The organism is Pirellulaceae bacterium (assembly GCA_029243025.1).
Classification (GTDB): domain Bacteria; phylum Planctomycetota; class Planctomycetia; order Pirellulales; family Pirellulaceae.
In genome coordinates this window covers 106,510-127,252 of sequence record JAQWSU010000009.1, presented here as the reverse complement: position 1 = coordinate 127,252, position 20,743 = coordinate 106,510, and the positions used below count along the sequence as shown (strand labels likewise).

The window sequence follows — 20,743 nt, the reverse complement described above, 5'->3', positions numbered from 1 at the left end:
GTCCAACAAGATTACCTATCAATCTCTTTAAATCATCCCGACAGGGGTTTTCCAATTCGAGATTCTGGGCATTAAGGTGGCAGCATCCAGTTCTTCACGAGACGCGCCGAGTTCCCAAGGGGATGGCCCCACGAATTCAGTACGACGCCCTTCAATTTGCAGGAAGCCATGTGCCCTATCCAAGGTAACGACTGCAAAAAGTGGGTCTTGATAAGGAACCGTGTATTTGATGTAGGGGTAAGCCTTATCAATTTCAGGACTGTAACGAACCTTAAGATAGTTGCCCCCTAACCAATAATACGAGGCGCTATTGATCTGAGAATACAAAATGCCATTAATCTGGCGCAGGTAGTCTCGATGATGATGTCCACTCAAACAAGCCACAACTTTCTTACGCGCCTGATTCTGATTTGCCTGCTCAAGGATTTCCTGAACCTGCTTGCCATTTTCCAGACCGCCATCTTCAGGTCGCTCGGGACTTTGATGAACGAAAACGATCGTCGGCAATTGGGTGTTTTCGAGGTCGGCTGTGAGCCATTTGAGTTGATCCTCGGCAACCCAGCGGTAATAAGGTTGCTGGCCCGGCCCCTGATCGTTTCCGTCCAAGACCACAAAGTGAATCCCTTGCTTGTCGAACGAGTAATAACGATCTTCCATCCCCCAATATTCGACCGTTTCAGATCGCTTGAACCGGTCCGGATGATCTCCAGCACCGTCCGTATCATGATTGCCCAGCACGTGATATCGGGGACCTGAAAAGGAATTCCAGATTTTGAGAAACGGTAAGTTTGCATCGATGGGCACACAAAAGTCACCAAGTTGAATGATGAAATCCACCTTTTCACGTTTCATTTCTTCGACGAATAAGCGTAATCGTTGATCCGCATCATGCATCACATCTTTGTGAACATCGGCGATCACCCCAAACCGCAATGGTTCAGAGGCGTCCTCGTCGGCCAACGCGGAGATCGGTAAGAGAGTGGAGGCTGCCCCCAATGCCGTTAGGTTTACAAAACGACGACGTGTTATTCCATGACGTTGCATCGTGTCTTCCTTAAATGATAGCTGGCAGTTGAAACGAAACCGTCGGACTGGGGTAAGCTCATGAACCCATCTTTTTCTCGCGGAATACGCCAGCCCCTTTTCCAACCGCAGTCAGAAACGAACACCAGCAACGTTCGTCAATATAATTCCTTTAGCCGGCCATCGCGACAGAAAAGTAGGGTTGGTAATCAAGTCAGCAGCTTGATTTCCCCCCATGGATCGGATGCAGCTTCTTCCCTCTAGAAAAGCAAACAGCGTTTCCGAACTGACTGCGATACCGATCCGATCGGCAGGAAACACACTTCTTCCGCTCCGACGGGAATTTCCATCCGCTGCCCCCCTGCGACTCATACATCCTTCGCGGAAGCATGAGCTAAATAACAGGCAGAGGACTCCGATCCATGGAACGCCGTATGATTTCAATCTCAGCAGTCGTCGTCAACCGATTGGCAGCAATCATCTTGTGCAAGCGCAACTCGCGAACAACAAAGCGACATTTCGGGTCCACACAAATCTATTCATCGCGTTCACAAGGCCGCACAAACCAATGTCAACGCATCGACGAAATTTAGAAATCAGACATTGAGCCTCGAAATCCGGATCGAACTACTTCAAGTTCCTTCGGTGGAAGCTGAGCACGTTTTTGGCTTCATTTCCCGATTTGAAGTCATTCAAGCCGCCCGCCTCGCCACCAATGACCAGGAGCCCTCGTCACCAGTTGGCGGGAGACAAAATCCGGCACCGTCACTCCGGAAAACGGCCAGTTATTAAAAGAGTCGTTCATCCTGAATCTGACGAAATTCATCTCAGATGGGTAGGGTGTCCCTAGCAGAGACCAATGACTCTCAACACGTCATCTGCATCGGACGAGAAAAAGATCAGACGATCTGATTGGCCAGCTTGGATTAAGACGTTTATACTGCTTACCGCCGGCGGAGACAGTTCCGTCGTAAAGCGATCCTTTTTTGAGGAGACCACGCGATGTTGCGTTTTGCACTGAGTATAGGACTCGTTGCTTTTTCAGCCAGTTTATTTAGTCCCTCTGCCACGGCCGAGGTGACTCCGATCAAGGTGAAGGATATGGTTCCCGATTTCGAGTTAAAAGGAAGTGATGGAAAGACGTACAAGCTATCGGACTTCAAGGGAAAACAGGCAGTCGTGATTGCCTGGTATCCGAAAGCGTTTACCGGTGGCTGAACGGCCCAATGCAAATCGCTCCGTGAGAGCGGTAAAGCCCTCCGCAAATACAACATCGCTTATTTCACTGCGAGTTGCGACAGCGCTGAAGATAACGCCCGATTCGCAAAAGAACTCGACCTGGACTATCCCATCCTCAGCGACCCAGCAGGAGACACGGCACGCAGCTTCGGCGTCACCGATGATGGCCGTGCTTTCCCCCGGCGCTGGACTTTTTTCATCAGCAAAGACGGAGAACTTCTGGCGATTGAAAAGCAAGTCAAAGCAGGCTCTCATGGTGAGCAGATCATCGAGAAGCTGAAAGAGCTAAAGATCGACTCGGCCAAGTGAGCGAACTTGCAACCGCCAGCTTTAATTCGCGTTGGGCCCATAGGCCCAACGCCTTGCGGCGATGGAGAGAGCCTAGTCTTGACTGAGCAGCGATTGAAATTCCGCTTCGGTCAAAACTTGCACTCCCAGCTGCTGTGCTTTTTCCAGTTTGCTTCCGGCATCGTCGCCGGCAACCAGATAGTCAGTTTTTTTCGACACACTCGACGAGGGTCTTCCTCCATGAGCTTCAATCATTTCATGAATTTGATCTCGCGAGTATTGAGTCAATTTCCCGGTAACCACCAACGTCTTACCTGCCAAACTGTCACCGGCGGCTGATGATTCGGAAACGTGCATTTCGACACCAACTTCGATCAATTGCTCGATTGACCGCCGTCCGAATTCCTGGTGGACAAACTCAAAGACGCTCTGGGCAATGATTTCGCCAATTTCGTTGATTTCGCTCAACTCTTCCACCGTAGCGGCCTGCAGTGAATTCATAGCGCCAAAGTGTTCGGCAAGCAGGGTAGCAACGCGAGCACCCACATGTCGTATGGAAAGAGCATTCAGCAGTCGGGACAATCCACGATTTTTACTCGATTCAATCGCGGTCAACAGTGACTTCGCACTCTTTTCACCAATCCGTTCCAACTCACATAGCTGGTCGAGCGTGAGTCGGTAAAGATCCGCGTAATCGGCGATCAACTCCCCACCAACCAGCTGGTCGACTAATTTGTCACCCAACCCTTCGATGTCCATCGCATTGCGACTGGCAAAGTAACGCACTCGTTCTTTCACTTGTGCGGCGCAATAAAGATTGGGGCATCGAATGTAAACCCCACCTTTATCCTTCACGAGTTCTGTTTGGCATTCGGGACATACGATTGGATATTTAAACGGTGGCAAGCTTTCCGTCCGTTCGTGCTTTTCGACACGAACGATGTGAGGGATTATTTTCCCCGCTTTTTCCACCACCACCACGTCGCCCACGCGCACATCTTTTCGCTCGATTTCTTCCGCGTTGTGTAGACTCGCGCGACTTACCGTCGTGCCAGCCAACTCAATCGGGGACAATTCAGCGACGGGAGTAATCGCTCCTGTCTTACCCACTTGAACACGAATGTCCTCCAACCGGGTCACCCCTTCGTATTTTTCAAACTTGTAGGCAACGAGCCAACGGGGACTTTTTGAAGTCGATCCCAGACGCTCTCGTTGATCGAAACGATTGACTTTTAACACCAAGCCGTCGACTTCGAAGTCAAGATCATGCAGCTCTTGAATGACTTGCTCGCAATATTCAATCGCGGCATCCATCGACTGGAAACATTTGACATGAGGCGTTGCCGGCAAACCATAGGCACGGATTTCATCTAGAAACTCCATGTGCGTCTTTGCCTTCAACCCCTCGACATAACCAACCCCGTGACAAAACACATGCAACGTGCGTTCAGCACAAACACGAGGGTCCAAAAGCCGAATACTTCCGGCGGTCACATTGCGAGTATTCGCATAGGGCGTCGCGCCTTTCGCCTGCTGCCGTTCGTTAAGACGAACCAAATCGCTGTTCATCATGAACACTTCACCACGAACCTCTAGCATCGCAGGAACCGTTTTGCCGATGAGTCTCAGCGGAACATCGCCCACAGTGCGAAGATTGTGCGTGATATCGTCACCCGTGCGACCATTGCCACGGGTCAAAGCAAAGCTCAATTGTCCTTGCTCGTAGCCAATCGAAGCAGCGACACCATCGATTTTCAATTCGACGACCCATTCCGGCTGCTCACCATCTAACAACTTGACAATACGCTCACCGTACTTGCGCAACTCTTCTACGCTGTAAGTGTTGTCGATCGACAACATCGGAACGCGATGGTCAACCTGAGTAAGATAGCCCACCGGTTGATCGCCCACGCGCTGCGTGGGGCTGTCGGCTGTCACCAATTCAGGATGCTCAGACTCCAGTTGCTTCAGACGCTCTAGCAGCCGATCATATTCCAGGTCCGAAATCGTCGGCCCTGCTTTGACATAATACTGGTGGTCGTGCTGCCGAATTTCATCGCGCAGCTGTTTAATTTCCTCGAGAAAGCTCATTGGCTGGGCGTTTCAATTCCACACTCAGGAACCACGGTGACGTTCTTGCCTGTTGCCGAATTGGGGATCAAGCAGAGGAACTTCATTGGTTGGGTCCCTGTGTTTTGAAATTGATGCACCTCACCAGGTTTTACCAATACCACATCGCCTTGTTTGAGCGGATGTTGCTGGTCTCCTTCGAGTGCCAGCCCATCCCCTTCCAACACATAGATTTCGTGTTCGTAGGGATGATGATGTTTGGGTGTGTGCCCTCCCGGTTCCACTTCAAATTGCCTCATGGCAAATGTGGGTGCACCGTCTTTTTCGCCGACTAACCAGCGCACGGTGCAACCAGCAGCACCTTCCATATCGACGACCTGTGATTCCACCGATTGCGAATTCTTCACCTTCATCAATCAATCTCCCGAACATCGATCTGTTAAAGATTCATCGTTTGATTCGCTTACGATTCGCCGGACCAAAATCGATCGGTACCGATGGCGGCCACCGTTGCGAACCCCAAAACGGCCAATTCGATTAACATCGCCATCGGGCCATGTTCGTCCATCAAGGCGACGAACTGTGAATCGGCAGCAATTTGAGCAGCCGTCGCCCGCGGAGCATGCAATTCTTTCACCGCCATAACACCGTAAGCACAGGCCGTCAAGCAAAACGCAACCCCGGCGATCACCAGAAGTACGTAGAAAGGATTTACTCTTTTTTTGCGCGACAACATAGGCAGTTACTAAATGATTCGAGTCAACAAAGTCGCGTTACCATTTCTGAATACCCGCATCCTAATTGTTGGCAGCCGATTTTCGGCGACCCGTCCAATTATATCAAATCATGCTTGCGCGTTGACCCGGGCAGTCGCAAACCCTAGCCGATTGTGAAATCAACCGTTATCATACGGGATTACCCGTCATCGAACGCTCGTGGCAGAAAGGGACGAACGGTTTGTCTGCCCGACATATTACGCTTCGCGGAGTTGAGGTTCACAACCTTCAAAAGGTTGACCTGGAGATCCCGCATCGTCAGTTGGTAGTCATTTGCGGCGTGAGTGGCAGTGGCAAAACAAGCCTCGCACTCGACACGCTCTACGCGGAGGGCCAACGACGGTATATCGAAAGTTTTTCGGCTTACACTCGGCAATTTCTGGAAAGGCTGGACAAGCCGGCGGCCGAAAGAATCGACGGCATTCCACCCTCAATCGCGGTGACTCACAAGTCACCTTCTCGCTCGAGTCGCTCGACGATTGGCACTGCGACAGAGACACACGAATATCTACGTTTGCTTTTTGCACGCGTCGGTCAACTGATCTGTCACTCTTGCGCCCAACCCGTGCACCGCGATACGGCTGAAAGCGCTGCAAATATACTCACTCAACTACCCGCCGGCACACGCTACATGATTTCATTTGTGCCGAGCATTGGTGAGGAAGAGCCTGCTGAAAGTGTCATTACAGCTCTTCAATCCGACGGATACGTACGAGCCATCCACAACGACACCGTATGCAATCTCAGCGATCTGGGCGAGCTAAAAGTCAATGGCAACCAGGAGAACTGGCTGCACATCGTTGTGGATCGTTTGACCAGTGACTCTCCTGAACAACGAATTCGCGACTCGTTGGAAACGGCTTTTCGCAATGGTGGCGGCCGTTGTTTAGCTTTTGTGCTTTCCAATGCTGATCCAGACAACAATCCGGTGGCAACGCATACGAGATTTCATCGCAAGAGCTTACAGACCATTGACGGCCGATCTTATTATCGCCTGGGTTTTAGTTCGAAGATGATGTGTGAGAATTGTCAGATCGAATATCCAAAACTCGAACCCCAGTTATTCAGTTTCAACAGTCCGCTCGGTGCCTGTCCAACCTGCGAAGGATTTGGAAATCTGATCGACCTGGATATGGACCTGATCGTCCCAGAGCCTCAGAAATCACTCAAAGAGGGTGCGATTGCGCCTTGGAACACACCGGCCTACGAACACGAACTTCAAGAGTTACTTGCCTTGGCAAGTGACTACGAATTACCCGTCGACGTTCCTTACCAAGATCTGACGGAGCCCCAGCGCGCGCTTGTCATGGAAGGTGTTCCGGAACGCGAATTTGGAGGTTTGCAAGGTTTCTTCGCCTGGTTGGAACGGCGAAAGTATAAAATGCACCTACGCGTCTTCCTGAGTCGATGGCGCAGCTCACGCCCCTGCCCTGACTGCCAAGGGGCCCGGCTTCGTCCCGAGGCGCTAGCAGTACGCGTCGGAGAACGAAATCTGGCAGAAATCTCGGCCCTCAAGATCAAAGAAGCGATCGAGTATTTCGCGGACCTCGAACTGAACGAACGAGAACGAACCGTGGGTCGGATGATGTTGGAACAGGTCCAGGCTCGACTTCAATACCTGGACACCGTCGGAGTCGGCTACCTGACGTTAAACCGTCCGTTAAAGACATTGAGCGGTGGAGAAATGCAACGCGTGGCCTTAACCTCAGCGATGGGTTCCAGCCTTGTCAACATGCTGTACGTCCTGGATGAACCATCGGTTGGTCTTCACCCCAAGGACACCGAGCAGCTCTTCCGTGCGGTCGGCCAGTTAAGGAATCGGGGCAATTCGATTGTCGTTGTCGAACACGAAGAAACCTTCCTGCGTGGTGCGGACCACATCATCGAAGTCGGCTCTGGCGCAGGTGAGAATGGTGGCCAAATCGTATTCGAAGGCAATCCCGAAGAGATGCTAAAACCCGGACAAAGCCTGACCGGCGATTACCTCACGGGACGGCGTGGATCAGTGGCTCCGGAACGTCGCCGACCGACAACGCATGGCAAGGTCCGCCTGACAGGGGCGCGCGGCAACAATCTAAAAAACATCTCGGTTGACTTCCCACTTGGTGTCCTTTGCCTGGTCACTGGAGTGAGTGGAGCTGGCAAGAGCACACTCATTCAAGACACGCTCTACCCAGCCCTCTGTCGTCGCAAACGAAAGGATGCAGACAAACCTTTACCCTATGACGATGTATTCGGCGATGGCCAAATTGACGACCTGATCTTGGTCGATCAAAGTCCCATCGGGAAATCACCTCGCAGCAATCCCGTCACCTACATTAAAGCTTTCGACGCAATTCGAGCTGTATTTGCTGATACACTCGAAGCCCGCACACATAATTATTCCGCAGGGCATTTCAGTTTCAACGTCGATGGGGGCCGCTGTGGTGCCTGTCAGGGCGATGGCTTCGTTCAGATCGACATGCAGTTTCTGGCCGATGTTTACATGAAATGCTCTCAATGTAGTGGTCGACGCTATCGCAAAGAAATTCTGGATGTCACTTATCGTGGCAAGAATATCGCGGACGTCTTGGAAATGAGCGTCCGGAAAGCTTTTAGTTTTTTTCGCGGCCAAGAAAAAGTGCAGACACGCCTCAAGCGATTGATGGACGTCGGACTCGATTATCTCAGACTGGGTCAGCCCGCAAACACGCTTTCTGCAGGAGAGGCACAACGGCTTAAACTCGCCGGTTACTTGGCATCCGCAAAACGAAATCGCACACTCTTTCTACTCGACGAACCCACGACCGGCTTGCATTTCTCCGACATTGTCAAGCTGCTCGACTGCTTTGAAGCGTTGCTCAGCGTTGGCCACTCTCTCATTATCGTCGAGCACAATTTACAGCTAATGAAAACGGCGGATTACATCATTGATCTCGGCCCGGGGGCTGCAGACCAAGGCGGTGAAGTCATTTGCCAAGGAACGCCGGAGGAGGTTGCTGAAAACCCTGAATCAGCGACAGGACGATTTCTGGCCGAGGCACTCGCTCAGGATCTGAGCAATCGGGAAGGAATCGCAGACAGCAGTCTCTAACAGATGTCCACAAGGCTCAGCTGTCTCTCTGCTGGCACGTTGGCGACGGATCGCTTAGCATGTCGCACAACAGACTAATGGAATAGTACCGACCGGAACCAGCGAGAATAGCAAGATGTCAATCGCCCTGGTAGTTTCGGACAACCGAGACGCGATTGCCATGCTGCCCTGGGCAGTATGGCTGGCCCGTTTGAGAAGCCAATCCCTGTTGATCCTCTCCTTGAGTCAGCAAGGCCAACAAGTTCAGCGTACTGAAGTGGGTTTGCCTTCCAAATCGGATCCAAGCCAAGGGATCGACTGGGGCTCATTCGAAGAGATCGCAAGCGATCTAAAAAAAGCGGGTTGTGTGCATGTCCCAGACGCCGACGCCTCCGCACCAGACGACAAAGTTGGCTTTCAAATCATCAAGCTTCAACAGCCGAAAGCAGCCCAGGCAATTTGTGAAGAGATTGCGAAGTCTTCGATCAAATCGATCCTGCTGCGGCGAGGCAATAAGGACCTCGATCAATCTCTCGATCGGCAAATCATTCACGAAATCGTCAGTGACGCACCTTGTGAAGTGATTCAGATTCGAGTCGGCAAAGTCCCGATGAATGAATGTTCGACCATCGCTGTACCTACAGGCGCAGGAGCTCACGTTGCCACAGCGCTCTCCCTTGCGGAAAAACTTGCCGACCAGTACCAAGCACAGCTCTCTGCGGTTTACGTCGAACCCAATGTCGATGAATACGCCAAACAAGTGGGAGCTCAAATCCTCGATCGTCGCTTGAAAGCAACATTGGGTGAAGAGGCGAACGAAGTGGAACGGCGAGTTGTCCTGGACAGCCGCGTTCAAAACGGCATTCGCTCAATCACAAACGAGTATGACGTCATCATAATCGGATCGCGCTACCATGGTCGGATGCACCGGTGGTTTGCTCGGGGTCTATCAGAAGACCTGCTCTCGCTTGATGAGGGCCCCGCGGTCCTCTCAGTGCGTTCGTCCACCCCCCTTGCTGGCCGCGTCTTATCCTCAATCGACCGCGCATTACGTCACGGCGTGCCGCAACTAGAACGGGCGCAACGGATTGCGGTGGTCGAGCGAATCCAATCGAGTTCAAAATGGGATTTTGATTTTATTGCCTTGGTCTGCTTATCCACCCTGATCGCGACAGGTGGGCTAATTCAGAATTCGTCCGCAGTGGTCATCGGTGCCATGCTTGTGGCACCGCTCATGACGCCGCTTCTCGGAGCCGGTTTGTCTCTGGTTCAAGGTAATTTGGTATTACTTCGTAGTGCGATCGAGTCAATCATCCGAGGATTTTTCCTCGCCGTTGCGCTGGGTCTGACGGTCGGCTGGCTCTGGCCTGGCATCACCGTGACGCCAGAAATGGCGGCTCGGGGTGCACCGAGCGTACTCGACCTGATCGTTGCTTTGATTAGTGGCATGGCCGCTGCTTACGCGATCGGACGGCCGAATTTACTTTCCGCATTACCGGGTGTCGCCATCGCAGCAGCCCTGGTGCCGCCCATTGCGACCCTTGGTTTAAGCATTCCCCTCGGAGAGTGGCACTTGGCGATCGGATCGGGCCTCTTGTTTCTCACCAATATCGTCGCCATCGTATTGGGAACCGCCTGTAGTTTTTTAGCGGTCGGCATTCGAGGCAGTCACGCGCACGGAGCTTTTCAATCGCGATCACTGCGCGTGGCGATCGGACTCGTCCTCCTGTTTGTAGCGCTGGGAATCTATGAATCAATCCCCAAACAGCAACTCCCGGACCGTTTCTCGCAGAACATTCGGCAGCTGATGGATCGAACACCAGGCGTCAGTTTGGGAGCGATCGTTCAGGCGAAAAGGCGCGAAGGCAATCGCGTAACAATCGTGATCGACAGTGAAAAACCGATCTCTGATCAACTGGTTGAGATGATCACCGACATCGCGAACGAAAACTTCTCAAATCCCGTGCAAATTCGAATTGAAAACCCGCTGGTAAAAATCATTCGGCTAGGGCCCCAATCCGACCCAAACTAACAACGTCCCGCTCGCCAACGAACAAGATACCGTGAGATGTCAATTTCCATTGCTGTCGATGCCGGGCCCAAGTTGACGACAAATTAGCGCAACGAACTCGTTCATTAAGCAGCTCAAGCTGCCGAACCACTTGCGATTCACAATTCAGTTGACGGAGTCGGCCAAGGGTTTGTTCAATGTCGTATTTGATTTGGAGTGCAGGAGGCAACGCAGATAACCGTTCGCGTTTAATTTTCTTGTTGAGCCAATCATTGGCAGTCAAAGGTTCGTCGATTGCAGCACAAGGCTTGCCGAATCCTGGCAAGTTATCAAACTCACCTTCGGCCTTCGCCTCGCGAATTAGCCGCTCGACAAAAGACTCTCATTTTTCACCAACTGGTTTGCGATTTGCCACAGATCTTCACTCCTGTTGAATGGAAATCAGAGGGGCTCTTGCGACTCATTGTTCGCAAGTTGGTTGACTCAAGACGAACACAGCGGCAGGGCAACCGCCACCGTGTTGGCGTGGATTTCGACAATATCGGAAATTTGCCGGGCATATCCTCCTCCCATCGCGACGGCCAGGGGCACTCCCCAATCACGGCACCGACTCATCACCATCCGATCTCTGGCGATCAAACCGGGCTTTGTGAGCCGCAGTTTACCGAGGCGATCACCCTCGTAGGGATCCGCCCCAGCAATATAAAAAACCAAGTTGGCCCGAGCTTCTTTCAAAGCGAGGTTCAAAGATCGATCCAGGCGATCGAGGTACTCTTGATCGGCCGTACCGTCGGGTAAAGCAACATCTAAATCGGCAGCATATTTACGAAACGGATAGTTGCCAGTCGCATGCATGGAAAAGGTGAAGACAGAAGGATCTTCCGCAAAAATCGACGCGGTACCATTTCCCTGGTGAACGTCGCAATCCACGATCAAAACACGATGAACCATGCCTTCAGACTGCAACACACGAGCTGCCACTGCCGTATCATTGAAGACGCAATAGCCCTGTCCACTCTTCGCAAATGCGTGATGCGTACCACCGGCAAGGTTGATCGCAATCCGCTCTTTCAACGCCACGCGTGCGGCAGATAGCGTGCCCCCCACGGATCGTCTCGAACGCTCCACCATCTGCGTCGACCAGGGAAAGCCAATCCGTCGCTCCTCCACCTCCGATAACTCACCTTCCACAATCTTCCGCAGATAGACCGGATCGTGTGCCAACTGGAGTTGTCGGTCCGTGACCGACGGCGGTTCACAGAATTCTAACTTGGCAGCGATAGCCCCGCTCGCCAAATGCTCTCGCAGCCTATAATACTTGGCCATCGGAAAACGGTGCCGCGGAGGAAGCGGTAGGTCAAAATGGTCTGTGTAAAAAAGCTTCATCAGGAAACCAAATGATGCGAAGTCTGCTTCTTGTCATGTTCTGCTGCATTCTAGCCGGCATGTTATTAATCACCAGCTGGGCCAGCCTCGATCGCAGCATGTTGGATGCGGGCAGCGAACTCATGTCTTACCCTTGGTTCATCGCCACGCTGGCAGACGCCTACTTTGGATTCCTGACCTTCTACGCTTGGGTGGCCTATCGAGAATCAACTTGGTTCAAACGGATTGTCTGGTTCATTTTAATTATGACGCTGGGAAACATTGCGATGGCGATCTACCTAATCATTCGGTTGGTGGCTTGGCGAAGCGGTCAACCTGCCGATCTTTTACTGCGAGCAAAGGCCGCACCAGCGACCTAGTTGCCGTTACCGAGCACGACGCAATTAGCGATCGCTGGCGTAAGACTTACCCTGATGAGTGCCCCGCACAGCCAGCTCATTTTTCAAACCCAGCAGGACGCTAGATTTGTCCAAACACCAACTTGGACTAACGAAGTAATCGGGAGGTGCATCACCACTGATACGTTCAACAATCATCGATGGTGGCAGCCGCTCGAGAAAATCGACCACGGTTCGAATGTAGTCGTCTCGCCCCATTAATTGAACTTCACCCGCAGTCACTTGATCAGCGAGCGATGTATTTTTAACGGCATACAGGTTGTGGATTTTGACTGAGTCAAAATTAAGTCGGGCAACTTCATCAGCCGTCGCCATCATGTCCTCATGCGTTTCACCGGGCAAGCCGAGCATGACATGGGCGCAAATTTCAAATCCGCGACCCTGACTTCGTTGGATCGCATCGACCGTCACTTGATGATGATGCCCACGATTCATCCAATCCAAAGAGCGGTCATGAATCGTTTGCAAGCCATATTCCACCGACAAATAGGTTTGGCCGGCGACCTGCTCCAACAGCTCAAGCACATCGTCGGGCACACAATCCGGACGGGTACCGATCGCCATACCGACTACCTTTGGATGGGACAAAGCAGCCTCATAGAGCGGCCGGAGCTTTTCCACCGGTGCGTAAGTATTCGTCGCTGGTTGAAAATAAGCCATGAACTGATCGCATGTGTAACGACGCTTCAGCCGGCGAATACCTTCGTCAATTTGATCTAGCACCCCCTGCCGTGGAATTCTTCGACTGGGGCTAAAACTGCGGTTGTCGCAGAATGTACAGCCCCCAATCGCGACGGTGCCGTCCACATTGGGACAGGTAAAACCAGCGTCAATGCTCACTTTTTGAACACGTTGACCGAATCGCTGACGCAGATAGAATCCATATGAAAAATAGGGCAGGCCAGCTTTTTGCCAATCAAAAGCCTGTTTATTCGAGCGGTCAGAATGTGGATTGATTGACGTCAATTTAATGTGAAACTATGTTTAAGATTGTGGGTTTGCTATTTACCGCACTTGCTGCTTTGAACTAGGTGCGTTTTTTCAATTACAAGGCGTGAATGCGATGTTTGGAGAGATGGTTCCAGTGGGTGGCGGAGACCCTATTCCGCTGTTAAAAAAAAGTCTGCTTGTTGGGCGGCGTGAGAGCTGCGACATTCGGCTCAGGTTCGCGAATGTTTCCGCCCATCACTGCCAATTCACCTTAAGGGATGGATATTGGTTTGTGCAAGATCTGAACAGCCGCAACGGCACCAAGATCAACGGTAAACGAATCACCGAGAAGCGGGTTGATCCGGGTGATACCGTTTCAGTTGCCAAACATGCCTATGAATTGATCTACTCGCCAACCGATTTGGGCGCATTAGGCCCGCCGCCCGCCGACCCGGCTGAACTCGATGGAACGCGGGAAATACTCGGCAAGTCCCTGCTGGAACGAGCAGGCCTCGATCGTCGAAAACGCGAGGAATATCAAGAACGGTATGACATTTCGGATGACGAAGGCGGCCGTTTTCGTGACCCCAACCGCCCCGTCTAGCTAAATCTAAACAATCGTCGCCCCAATCGCCAATGGTGGGGCGACTCTTTCTGCGAACGGATCGATCCGCCCTTGCGGCTCGCCTCTTGCGCATCGCAAATCCCTTTGATAGGCTTGATGTCCACGACAGGCCCTACGACAATTGTGAATTCGTCACCGCTCAAGGCACCCCCCCGCAGGCTTCGCAGATACGAAGTTCAAACCTCTTTTCGGACTGTTGAGGCAACCCTTTGTGCATTGAACCATTCCATTTACTCATTCACTCAAAGGTATTAGGAGTATTCCGTTGGCTTCCACGAATCACTTTTCACACATGGTTTATTTTTCACTCAAAGACAAAAGCCCAGAAGCCTGTCAGGGATTGGTTCAAGCTTGCGAGAAATATCTTTCTGGACACGACGGGACCGTTTACTTCTCCGCCGGCCTGCGAGCCGACGCAGATCGTGACGTGAATGACAAAGAGTTTGACGTCGCCTTAAACCTCGTTTTTGAAAGCCGTGAAGCTCACGACAAGTATCAAGTCGCTCCACGCCACAATGAATTTATCGAAGGACAGAGAGAAAACTGGGCGAAAGTGAGAGTCTTTGATTCCAATTTGCATGGGTGAATGCACCTGCCTGCCTGCAATGCTCGCTACCGCGGGCCGAAAGCTAAGCGAAGACTGATCCGCCGAGCAACTCCTGCCGATAAATACGAATGAGACTGTTCGTTATCCGTCACGTAGATTAAGGACTCGCAGGCATGCATACCTTCGCCATCCGAACGGCGGTTGCTTTGTTGATGGCAACTGTCCTGATGCTGTCACAGTCAGAGGCAGCGAAAACTCAATTCACAAGAGTGTACGTCAAGGACATGCACTGCAATTCATGCGCAAAGAAGATTGCGGGCAAACTTTACGCAGTCCCCGGCGTGGTCAGCGTGAAGACCAACTACAAAAAGGGGCTCGCAATTGTGACTCCACAAAAATCAAAGACGCCCTCGCCAAAAGCCTTATGGGAGGCTGTTGAATCCGCCACTTTCCAACCCGTGAAAATCGCTAGCCCGCTCGGTATTTATACGCAAAAGCCAAAACGCTAAAGGGCAACTCGCGATAAAAAAATGCGGACTGGGAATCAACCCAATCCGCATCTTCAAGATTACGATAAATTACCCATCTTTTCGGGATCAAATCGATCCGCAAGTTGTGACCGAAACTCGGTCAGCGCGTTAGCGTACTCACGACGAGCAATAGGTGCCGGTCGACCAATTGGTGCTGTCAAAAACGGCGCTCATCCGTTGAGATTGGCCAAGCGCTTGAGCCCATTGGTCAGCGGACATTTTCCCTGCCCTGCGATAGGTGATGTAACGAGCAGATCGATCGGTGACAGCTGTGTAAGGGAGCGATTTTGCTCCAAAAGCAGCCGCAACGCGTTTGCCATAAGCTGTCGACGCATCGACGCGGCAGAGCTCGTAATTTTTGACAATCGCAACACGTTCTTTGTTTTTCACTAACGCCGAGTCATCCAATCGATCAGCGGCGACAGTTGGGTTTTCAATGATCACCAGCAGTGGCCGATTCGACTGTGACGCCTTCGCTTTGGCATTTCCGTAGTGAGTCGACCAATCGAGATCGCCGGTTGCCGATACAGCGAGGCTTGTCGCTGCCATCAAATTGACAAGCAGCAATTGCATGGGTGCATTCCTTTCAAAAAGACCTTGGGTCTTCGTTGCAGCTACAACGAGCAGCTGTCTGTTCGACCTAAAGCCAGACTTGGCGAGGTATTTCAGCCTTTAATTACTGGAATCGGCCACGTTTCTTGTCACACCGATCGTCTTCATTTTGCGATGAATCTCCAGTAAGAGTCGACCAAGTTAGCATCATTCGACAGATCTTCAAGTAGTAAGACAGGCAAAACAACCAAACTCTACCGGCGGAAGATCGCCGAAAAAATGGTCACGAGAACCCGTGGGGTCGAACGAGTCTCGTTCGTCTCACAATCGAAAATTAGATAACTCCTACATTTACTGTGCTGGCGCAATCGGTGATATTTTTTTCTTGATCACATAGAACATCGATAGCAAATCGATCCATCGCCGAAAATTTTCAAAAGAGATCGAATATTTCCCCGCGACTTTGCCCCTCGGCTTTCGAAATCCGAAGGGGCAAGCTACGATGCTCGAGAACAGATTTCACGATTCCGCACACACTTAACGAGACAGGATCCAAGACCGTGGTTCGAACAGCCAGTACGATGATGCCATTAGGAACGGCCGCTCCAGGTTTTTCGCTGCTCAACGTGGACGGTCAAATGGTGAACAACCAGGATTTCCCGGGTGCCCCGGCATTGGTAGTGATGTTCATTTGCAACCATTGCCCTTACGTAATTCATGTGGCAGACCACTTGGCCGGACTCGCGGCCGAGTACCAGTCTCAGGGTGTCGCCTTCGTCGGTATCAATTCGAATGATACGTCGGGCCATCCGATGGATTCGCCTGAGCAAATGGTTCATGAAGCAGAAAGCCGTGGCTATGTGTTTCCCTATCTGTTTGACGAGACACAAAAGGTGGCCAAGGCCTATGGGGCCGCATGCACACCGGACTTTTTTGTTTTTGACCAGGATCAAAAACTCATCTACCGCGGCCAATTAGACGAGAGTCGCCCCAAAAACGAAATTCCGGTAACTGGCAAGGACCTCCGTCAAGCACTCGATGCAATCTTGCGAGGCGAAACAATTCCGGAAGAGCAAAAGCCTAGTCTCGGCTGCAATATCAAATGGAAGCCGGGCCAAGAGCCAACCTATTTTGATCCGGCTGGCCTGCCAAAGTAAGAACGCGTCTGACAGTCTCCTCGGGAGACAGGCGTGGGGCTCATCACGAGTTCTCCGCGTGAACGTCGCCCTAACCTGGTATCTTAACACGAGACTCGGCGACCAAGCGCCGAACAACTTCGCGTTGGTCACTGCTTTCTTTCCAGATTTGCCTCTGCTTGTCTGCCCAGCTTGGCCGATCCACCATTTGTCGCACATGTCTTAAGTGATGTTCACATCCCAACGACGCGCCGACTTTCGCCAACCTGTCAGTCATCGAGAACACGAGGTCTCTCACATTTTGCACTTCGTAGGTGTAGGAGTTGACGAGTTCGGCTTGGTTTCCAAACCGGCAAGCGCGCCATTTATTTTGCCGCACCATCATCGGGTGGCAATCGTGTTGATAGGTTCCTCGATCGATCTCATCCGACAAGGCCTGGACCAAACTTTGAATGAAGGCGGTCAATGCCAGCACATCTTCGAGGCTCCCCGGCATATCACAAACCCGAACTTCGACCGTTCCGAAGTTATGATGCGGCCGAACGTCCCACCAGATTTCTCGGATGGTATTGATGAATCCCGTATCGATGAGATGATTGACCAACCAGACATATTCGCTCCAATTGCGCATGAGCGTTGGGAGACCGGCCGTCGGCAGACCTTCCATGATTTTTGACCGATGGGAGTGCAATCCCGTATCACGACCTTCCCAGTAGGGGCTGCTGCAACTCAAGGCAAGTATCGTTGGCAAGTGCTGCATGATTCGATCACAGATCATGACAGCCTTGTCGCCCGAATCGACGCCAACATGAACATGCAGCCCAAATGTCACGAGGCGTCGAGCCATGTCTTGGAGCAGATTGACGAGTCCTTGATATCGAGGATCGGGCATGACCTGTTGATCTCTCCATGAGCAGAATGGATGGGTTGCCCCCCACCACAATCCCAACCCCATTTGCTCGACGGTCTCCTGCACCACGAGGAGATCTCGGGTCAAGTCTCGTTCGACATCGTCAACCGTTTGACAGACTCCTGTGTTGATTTCCAAACAACACTGCATCAGCTCCGGCTTGCACCGCAACAAGGTCTGCTCGTCCAATTGAGCTAAGACTGCTTGAATCGAACTGGAAAGGTCGCCGCTATCGATGTCGACCAGCCCCAGTTCTATTTCCACACCCAAGGAGGGATGATCATTTCCGTTGAAGCTTAGTTTTCCCATCGATGCCTCGCTTAGAATTCGAAAATCATGACGATTGAACTTTCGACGTTTTAGGTCGAAACCATTCGATTGCCTGATGCACGAGTAGGCGAACTCCAACACGAATTACGCCTTCATCCACATCAAAATTAGGTGTATGCAATGCGGTAGGTTCCACGCTTGGCCCTGCGGAACCAAGCCGCACCAAAGCGCCAGGGACACGTTCCAAATAAAAGGCAAAATCCTCGCTTCCCATGCTTGGTCTGGCGATCTCATGGATCGCACTTTCCCCTAACAATTCGACCAACGCGCAGCGAGTTTGGGAGATGATTGTCGCGTCATTCACGACCGACGGTGAACTCACACCAAAATCCACCTTGATGAGGGTTTCCGTCGTCTCCGCGACGCCTTGGGCAATTCGCATCATATGCTGCTTGGCTTCCTCACGCACTCTTAGATTCAGAGTTCGGATCGTGCCCTTGAGTTCGACTTTTTCCGGAATCACGTTCGAGTTGCGGCCCCCGCTGATCTGTCCAAAGGTGGCAACGACCGCATCTTGGCTGTCGGTCACTCGCGGCAGATGCAAATAAAGGGCGTTGATGAGTTGCGCGGCAGCAGAAATCGGATCCTTCGACTCATGGGGCCTGGCCGCGTGACCACCGTGACCTCGAATCTGAATCAAGACTTCATCGCAACTGGCGGTCAGCACTCCGTTGCGAACTCCTGCTCGCCCAACCGGCAAACTAGGATCGACGTGGGTTGCCATGATCGCGGCAACTCCTTCGAGGGCGCCGGATTCGATCATACGTGATGCACCCTCGCAAGTTTCTTCGGCGGGTTGGAAAATCGCTCGAATTCGAATCGGCCAGGGCAACTTGCCTTGTTGTTCAAGCGATTTGAGAACCAAAATTGCACCGCTGACGATGGCCGTATGAACATCATGCCCACAAGCATGCATGATCCCCATATGTGAACTGCGGTACGCCACCGTTTTCTCATCTTGTATCGGAAGTGCATCGAGATCCGCCCGCATGGCAAAGATGGGTAACTTCTCAGACGCATGATCGGTCGCGTAATCAGCGATTACCCCCAATCCCTCGTGGCCAAGCTTGACGGAAAAACCTTCATCTCCCAACTTGGCATAAACCAGCAAACTACTTTCGCGTTCTTCTCCAGAAAGTTCCGGATGCTGGTGTAAATGCCGGCGAAAGTTGATCAGCCGATCTTCCAACTGATCAAACTGGTTGTCCATCTCCGTTTTCCAAGATTCCGACATGGGCCCTCTCAGTTTCATAACGGTAAAACGTTGACTTTTGCGCTCTCAACGAGACTTCAGTGACGAATCCGATTCTCTTCCTTCGGACGACTTGCGCGCCGCTTCGTCTTGCCGAATGACATCCCCCAGCCACCAACCCCAGATCAGATATTGGACCGCAATAAATGCGGCCATACCAAACACGACCGCAACAATCACGCCCACAAATCCCATGGTCAATGCCGAAAGCGCCGCCAACACGCCGCCCCCCAGCAAAAACGCAAGTACCAAAGGCAACAAACTGCGAAAGGTGGATTCTTTTTCTTTCTGGTGAGGCGAGTTCATAGGATTCCTTGATTTGAGAATTGCGTTTTCCACACACGAGATGCCCCATGCCATCTCAAAACGAATCCGTTTGCCCCAGATGGGCCGATTTGTGCCTCGATTGCTCGGGCCAATGGCGCAGTTGAGCCAGGGAATATTGGGACGGCACGTCTCATTAAAGGGAGACGTTCTCTGCCAAGCAAGGCTAGAGGCCCCAAGAATAGGAAAAGAAGCCGTTTTCTATCGCAGAAACGATAGCACGCTCGGTTTTCCCGACGGATCCGGACGCTCAGCTTCAACCCGCGCGAAAACAATCTCGAATCCTTCGAGTCATCGTCCGTCCGGCGACGGACGAGCGGCGAGACTCGTCAAATTCGGTCGCTCATCTTCCCGAAGAACCAGGTGCGTTCACCAGCTCATCGGGGCAGAACCGAGACCTGTTTCAACTCGCAGGATCAGAGTCACTGACCGCCGCATCCTTCTTGGCATTTTTCTCACGCTGGATAGCGTCGTATACCTCTTGCCGATGAACCGGAATATCCGTGGGTGCGTCAATTCCTAAGCGAACCTTGTCGCCGCGAACGTCGACCACGGTGATCACGATATTATCACCGATCATTATGCTCTCATCACGGTGGCGTGAAAGGACCAGCATCGTTGGCTCCTTCCTGTTTATAGGCAACCGCGATTCACGCCACGGCTGCATGTACCTGGTGGGAGTAAAATCGACGCTCAAAACCGGGAGGACGAGCGCCAAATACAAAAATCGTAAACGATCCCGTTTCAGGATGATTTCGAACTACGCGATCAGGATCGCGTGGTGCGATAACTCAACCACTCTGGGGTTAGAATCAACTATCGGTAACGTAGCTTGCCCAGAATAACACGAGCGTCGTGCGAGAGAAGAAATTTTGCCGACAGCGTTGCTACTACGCACATTGTCGCAGCGGCGCCGGCTGCTCCGACGATTCATGTTGCGCGGACTGTTCATGGTTAAGCACAACCTGCACGCCACGACGGCGGATTGGATCAATGATGATCGGCATGTCCGAATTGATCGAAATGGAATCCTCAGATCGCATGATCGGACTGACAACGATAACCGGTGCTCGGACATCGATCTTGGCGAGCTCCACGCTACCCGTCGGCAACGATAAAGGCGTGTCAGCGGCGTATTCGGTGATCGACACCACTGGCAGAGCAATTTCCGGGTGAGCGATGCTTTGAAGCCAGCTCAAAGACTCATGAGCCTGATCACCTAGCAACAACCAGTGACGATCTCCCGTTCGATCAACGAGCCCTCGCTCGAAGCGAATTACTTCATGGGTACCGAATGCGATGGATCCAAAACGGGCGGTCATCAATTCCATAATCTGCTCACCTAAAGAGTACGACAGTTACAA

General features: G+C 52.0%; 20 protein-coding genes. 8 read left to right on the top strand and 12 right to left on the bottom strand.

The window, feature by feature from the left end; genetic code table 11:
• Positions 1–27 precede the first annotated feature (27 nt).
• A complete protein-coding gene (locus P8N76_04630; protein ID MDG2380937.1) occupies positions 28–1,044 on the bottom strand; it encodes a metallophosphoesterase in 1,017 nt (338 codons plus the stop codon).
• A gap of 1,080 nt (positions 1,045–2,124) precedes the next feature.
• Here P8N76_04630 and P8N76_04625 point away from each other — a divergent pair.
• Positions 2,125–2,571, top strand: a complete 447-nt coding sequence (locus P8N76_04625; GenBank protein ID MDG2380936.1) for a redoxin domain-containing protein — start codon at positions 2,125–2,127, stop codon at positions 2,569–2,571.
• Positions 2,572–2,643: 72 nt separating this feature from the next.
• Here P8N76_04625 and ligA read toward each other — a convergent pair whose 3' ends face one another.
• The 3 genes from ligA to P8N76_04610 are packed head-to-tail and all read right to left on the bottom strand — an operon-like array spanning position 2,644 to position 5,257.
• A complete protein-coding gene (gene ligA / locus P8N76_04620) occupies positions 2,644–4,641 on the bottom strand; it encodes an NAD-dependent DNA ligase LigA (protein ID MDG2380935.1) in 1,998 nt (665 codons plus the stop codon).
• On the bottom strand, positions 4,638–5,033 hold the full coding sequence (locus P8N76_04615; protein ID MDG2380934.1) for a cupin domain-containing protein: 396 nt from the start codon (positions 5,031–5,033) through the stop codon (positions 4,638–4,640). Before P8N76_04615 ends, ligA begins: the two co-directional genes overlap by 4 nt.
• Positions 5,034–5,083: 50 nt before the next feature.
• Positions 5,084–5,257 (bottom strand): hypothetical protein, encoded by a 174-nt coding sequence (locus tag P8N76_04610; protein ID MDG2380933.1) that lies wholly within the window; start codon positions 5,255–5,257, stop codon positions 5,084–5,086.
• Between the two features lie 320 nt (positions 5,258–5,577).
• Here P8N76_04610 and uvrA point away from each other — a divergent pair, with 320 nt between their 5' ends.
• Positions 5,578–8,469, top strand: coding sequence for an excinuclease ABC subunit UvrA (gene uvrA, locus P8N76_04605; protein ID MDG2380932.1), 2,892 nt, complete (start codon positions 5,578–5,580; stop codon positions 8,467–8,469).
• A 115-nt stretch (positions 8,470–8,584) separates the two neighbouring features.
• On the top strand, positions 8,585–10,480 hold the full coding sequence (locus tag P8N76_04600; protein ID MDG2380931.1) for a DUF389 domain-containing protein: 1,896 nt from the start codon (positions 8,585–8,587) through the stop codon (positions 10,478–10,480).
• Between the two features lie 462 nt (positions 10,481–10,942).
• Here the strand turns inward: P8N76_04600 and P8N76_04595 are convergent, their stop codons facing one another.
• Positions 10,943–11,785 (bottom strand): histone deacetylase, encoded by an 843-nt coding sequence (locus tag P8N76_04595; GenBank protein ID MDG2380930.1) that lies wholly within the window; start codon positions 11,783–11,785, stop codon positions 10,943–10,945.
• 71 nt (positions 11,786–11,856) lie between these two features.
• Here P8N76_04595 and P8N76_04590 point away from each other — a divergent pair, with 71 nt between their 5' ends.
• Positions 11,857–12,204 (top strand): DUF1475 family protein, encoded by a 348-nt coding sequence (locus P8N76_04590; protein ID MDG2380929.1) that lies wholly within the window; start codon positions 11,857–11,859, stop codon positions 12,202–12,204.
• Between the two features lie 24 nt (positions 12,205–12,228).
• On the opposite strand, the gene P8N76_04585 is transcribed toward P8N76_04590, so the two are convergent.
• Complete coding sequence (locus P8N76_04585; protein ID MDG2380928.1) at positions 12,229–13,143, bottom strand: TIGR01212 family radical SAM protein; 915 nt, start codon at positions 13,141–13,143, stop codon at positions 12,229–12,231.
• 163 nt (positions 13,144–13,306) lie between these two features.
• On the opposite strand from P8N76_04585, the gene P8N76_04580 reads away from it, so the two are divergent.
• From P8N76_04580 to P8N76_04570, 3 genes are all read left to right on the top strand, one after another.
• Positions 13,307–13,777, top strand: a complete 471-nt coding sequence (locus P8N76_04580) for an FHA domain-containing protein (GenBank protein MDG2380927.1) — start codon at positions 13,307–13,309, stop codon at positions 13,775–13,777.
• A gap of 313 nt (positions 13,778–14,090) precedes the next feature.
• Positions 14,091–14,384 carry a Dabb family protein gene (locus P8N76_04575; GenBank protein ID MDG2380926.1) on the top strand — a complete coding sequence of 98 codons (294 nt, stop codon included), beginning with the start codon at positions 14,091–14,093 and terminating at the stop codon, positions 14,382–14,384.
• A 134-nt stretch (positions 14,385–14,518) separates the two neighbouring features.
• Complete coding sequence (locus tag P8N76_04570) at positions 14,519–14,854, top strand: heavy metal-associated domain-containing protein (protein MDG2380925.1); 336 nt, start codon at positions 14,519–14,521, stop codon at positions 14,852–14,854.
• A 138-nt stretch (positions 14,855–14,992) separates the two neighbouring features.
• Here P8N76_04570 and P8N76_04565 read toward each other — a convergent pair whose 3' ends face one another.
• Positions 14,993–15,448: a hypothetical protein gene (locus tag P8N76_04565; protein MDG2380924.1), complete on the bottom strand. Its 456-nt coding sequence runs from the start codon at positions 15,446–15,448 to the stop codon at positions 14,993–14,995.
• Between the two features lie 539 nt (positions 15,449–15,987).
• On the opposite strand from P8N76_04565, the gene P8N76_04560 reads away from it, so the two are divergent.
• Positions 15,988–16,584, top strand: coding sequence for a thioredoxin family protein (locus P8N76_04560; protein MDG2380923.1), 597 nt, complete (start codon positions 15,988–15,990; stop codon positions 16,582–16,584).
• A 70-nt stretch (positions 16,585–16,654) separates the two neighbouring features.
• On the opposite strand, the gene P8N76_04555 is transcribed toward P8N76_04560, so the two are convergent.
• The 5 genes from P8N76_04555 to fliW form a co-directional block, all read right to left on the bottom strand.
• Positions 16,655–17,782, bottom strand: coding sequence for a YbdK family carboxylate-amine ligase (locus P8N76_04555; protein ID MDG2380922.1), 1,128 nt, complete (start codon positions 17,780–17,782; stop codon positions 16,655–16,657).
• A gap of 25 nt (positions 17,783–17,807) precedes the next feature.
• Entirely contained in the window at positions 17,808–19,013 is a 1,206-nt protein-coding gene (locus tag P8N76_04550) for an amidohydrolase (GenBank protein ID MDG2380921.1), read from the bottom strand.
• A gap of 69 nt (positions 19,014–19,082) precedes the next feature.
• Positions 19,083–19,361 carry a hypothetical protein gene (locus P8N76_04545; GenBank protein MDG2380920.1) on the bottom strand — a complete coding sequence of 93 codons (279 nt, stop codon included), beginning with the start codon at positions 19,359–19,361 and terminating at the stop codon, positions 19,083–19,085.
• 421 nt (positions 19,362–19,782) lie between these two features.
• Positions 19,783–19,995 (bottom strand): carbon storage regulator CsrA, encoded by a 213-nt coding sequence (gene csrA / locus P8N76_04540; protein ID MDG2380919.1) that lies wholly within the window; start codon positions 19,993–19,995, stop codon positions 19,783–19,785.
• Positions 19,996–20,269: 274 nt separating this feature from the next.
• Positions 20,270–20,710, bottom strand: coding sequence for a flagellar assembly protein FliW (fliW, locus tag P8N76_04535; GenBank protein MDG2380918.1), 441 nt, complete (start codon positions 20,708–20,710; stop codon positions 20,270–20,272).
• Between the last annotated feature and the right edge of the window lie 33 nt (positions 20,711–20,743).

Excerpts from the sequence above, each read along its gene's own strand:
- fliW (MDG2380918.1), bottom strand. The coding sequence starts at position 20,710 with ATGGAATTGATGACCGCCCGTTTTGGATCCATCGCATTCGGTACCCAT.
- P8N76_04590 (MDG2380929.1), top strand. The coding sequence starts at position 11,857 with ATGATGCGAAGTCTGCTTCTTGTCATGTTCTGCTGCATTCTAGCCGGC.
- ligA (MDG2380935.1), bottom strand. The coding sequence starts at position 4,641 with ATGAGCTTTCTCGAGGAAATTAAACAGCTGCGCGATGAAATTCGGCAG.
- P8N76_04550 (MDG2380921.1), bottom strand. The coding sequence starts at position 19,013 with ATGGACAACCAGTTTGATCAGTTGGAAGATCGGCTGATCAACTTTCGC.
- P8N76_04580 (MDG2380927.1), top strand. The coding sequence starts at position 13,307 with ATGTTTGGAGAGATGGTTCCAGTGGGTGGCGGAGACCCTATTCCGCTG.
- P8N76_04565 (MDG2380924.1), bottom strand. The coding sequence starts at position 15,448 with ATGCAATTGCTGCTTGTCAATTTGATGGCAGCGACAAGCCTCGCTGTA.
- P8N76_04570 (MDG2380925.1), top strand. The coding sequence starts at position 14,519 with ATGCATACCTTCGCCATCCGAACGGCGGTTGCTTTGTTGATGGCAACT.
- P8N76_04545 (MDG2380920.1), bottom strand. The coding sequence starts at position 19,361 with ATGAACTCGCCTCACCAGAAAGAAAAAGAATCCACCTTTCGCAGTTTG.
- P8N76_04575 (MDG2380926.1), top strand. The coding sequence starts at position 14,091 with ATGGTTTATTTTTCACTCAAAGACAAAAGCCCAGAAGCCTGTCAGGGA.
- P8N76_04615 (MDG2380934.1), bottom strand. The coding sequence starts at position 5,033 with ATGAAGGTGAAGAATTCGCAATCGGTGGAATCACAGGTCGTCGATATG.
- P8N76_04630 (MDG2380937.1), bottom strand. The coding sequence starts at position 1,044 with ATGCAACGTCATGGAATAACACGTCGTCGTTTTGTAAACCTAACGGCA.
- csrA (MDG2380919.1), bottom strand. The coding sequence starts at position 19,995 with ATGCTGGTCCTTTCACGCCACCGTGATGAGAGCATAATGATCGGTGAT.
- P8N76_04595 (MDG2380930.1), bottom strand. The coding sequence starts at position 11,785 with ATGGCCAAGTATTATAGGCTGCGAGAGCATTTGGCGAGCGGGGCTATC.
- P8N76_04555 (MDG2380922.1), bottom strand. The coding sequence starts at position 17,782 with ATGGGAAAACTAAGCTTCAACGGAAATGATCATCCCTCCTTGGGTGTG.
- P8N76_04600 (MDG2380931.1), top strand. The coding sequence starts at position 8,585 with ATGTCAATCGCCCTGGTAGTTTCGGACAACCGAGACGCGATTGCCATG.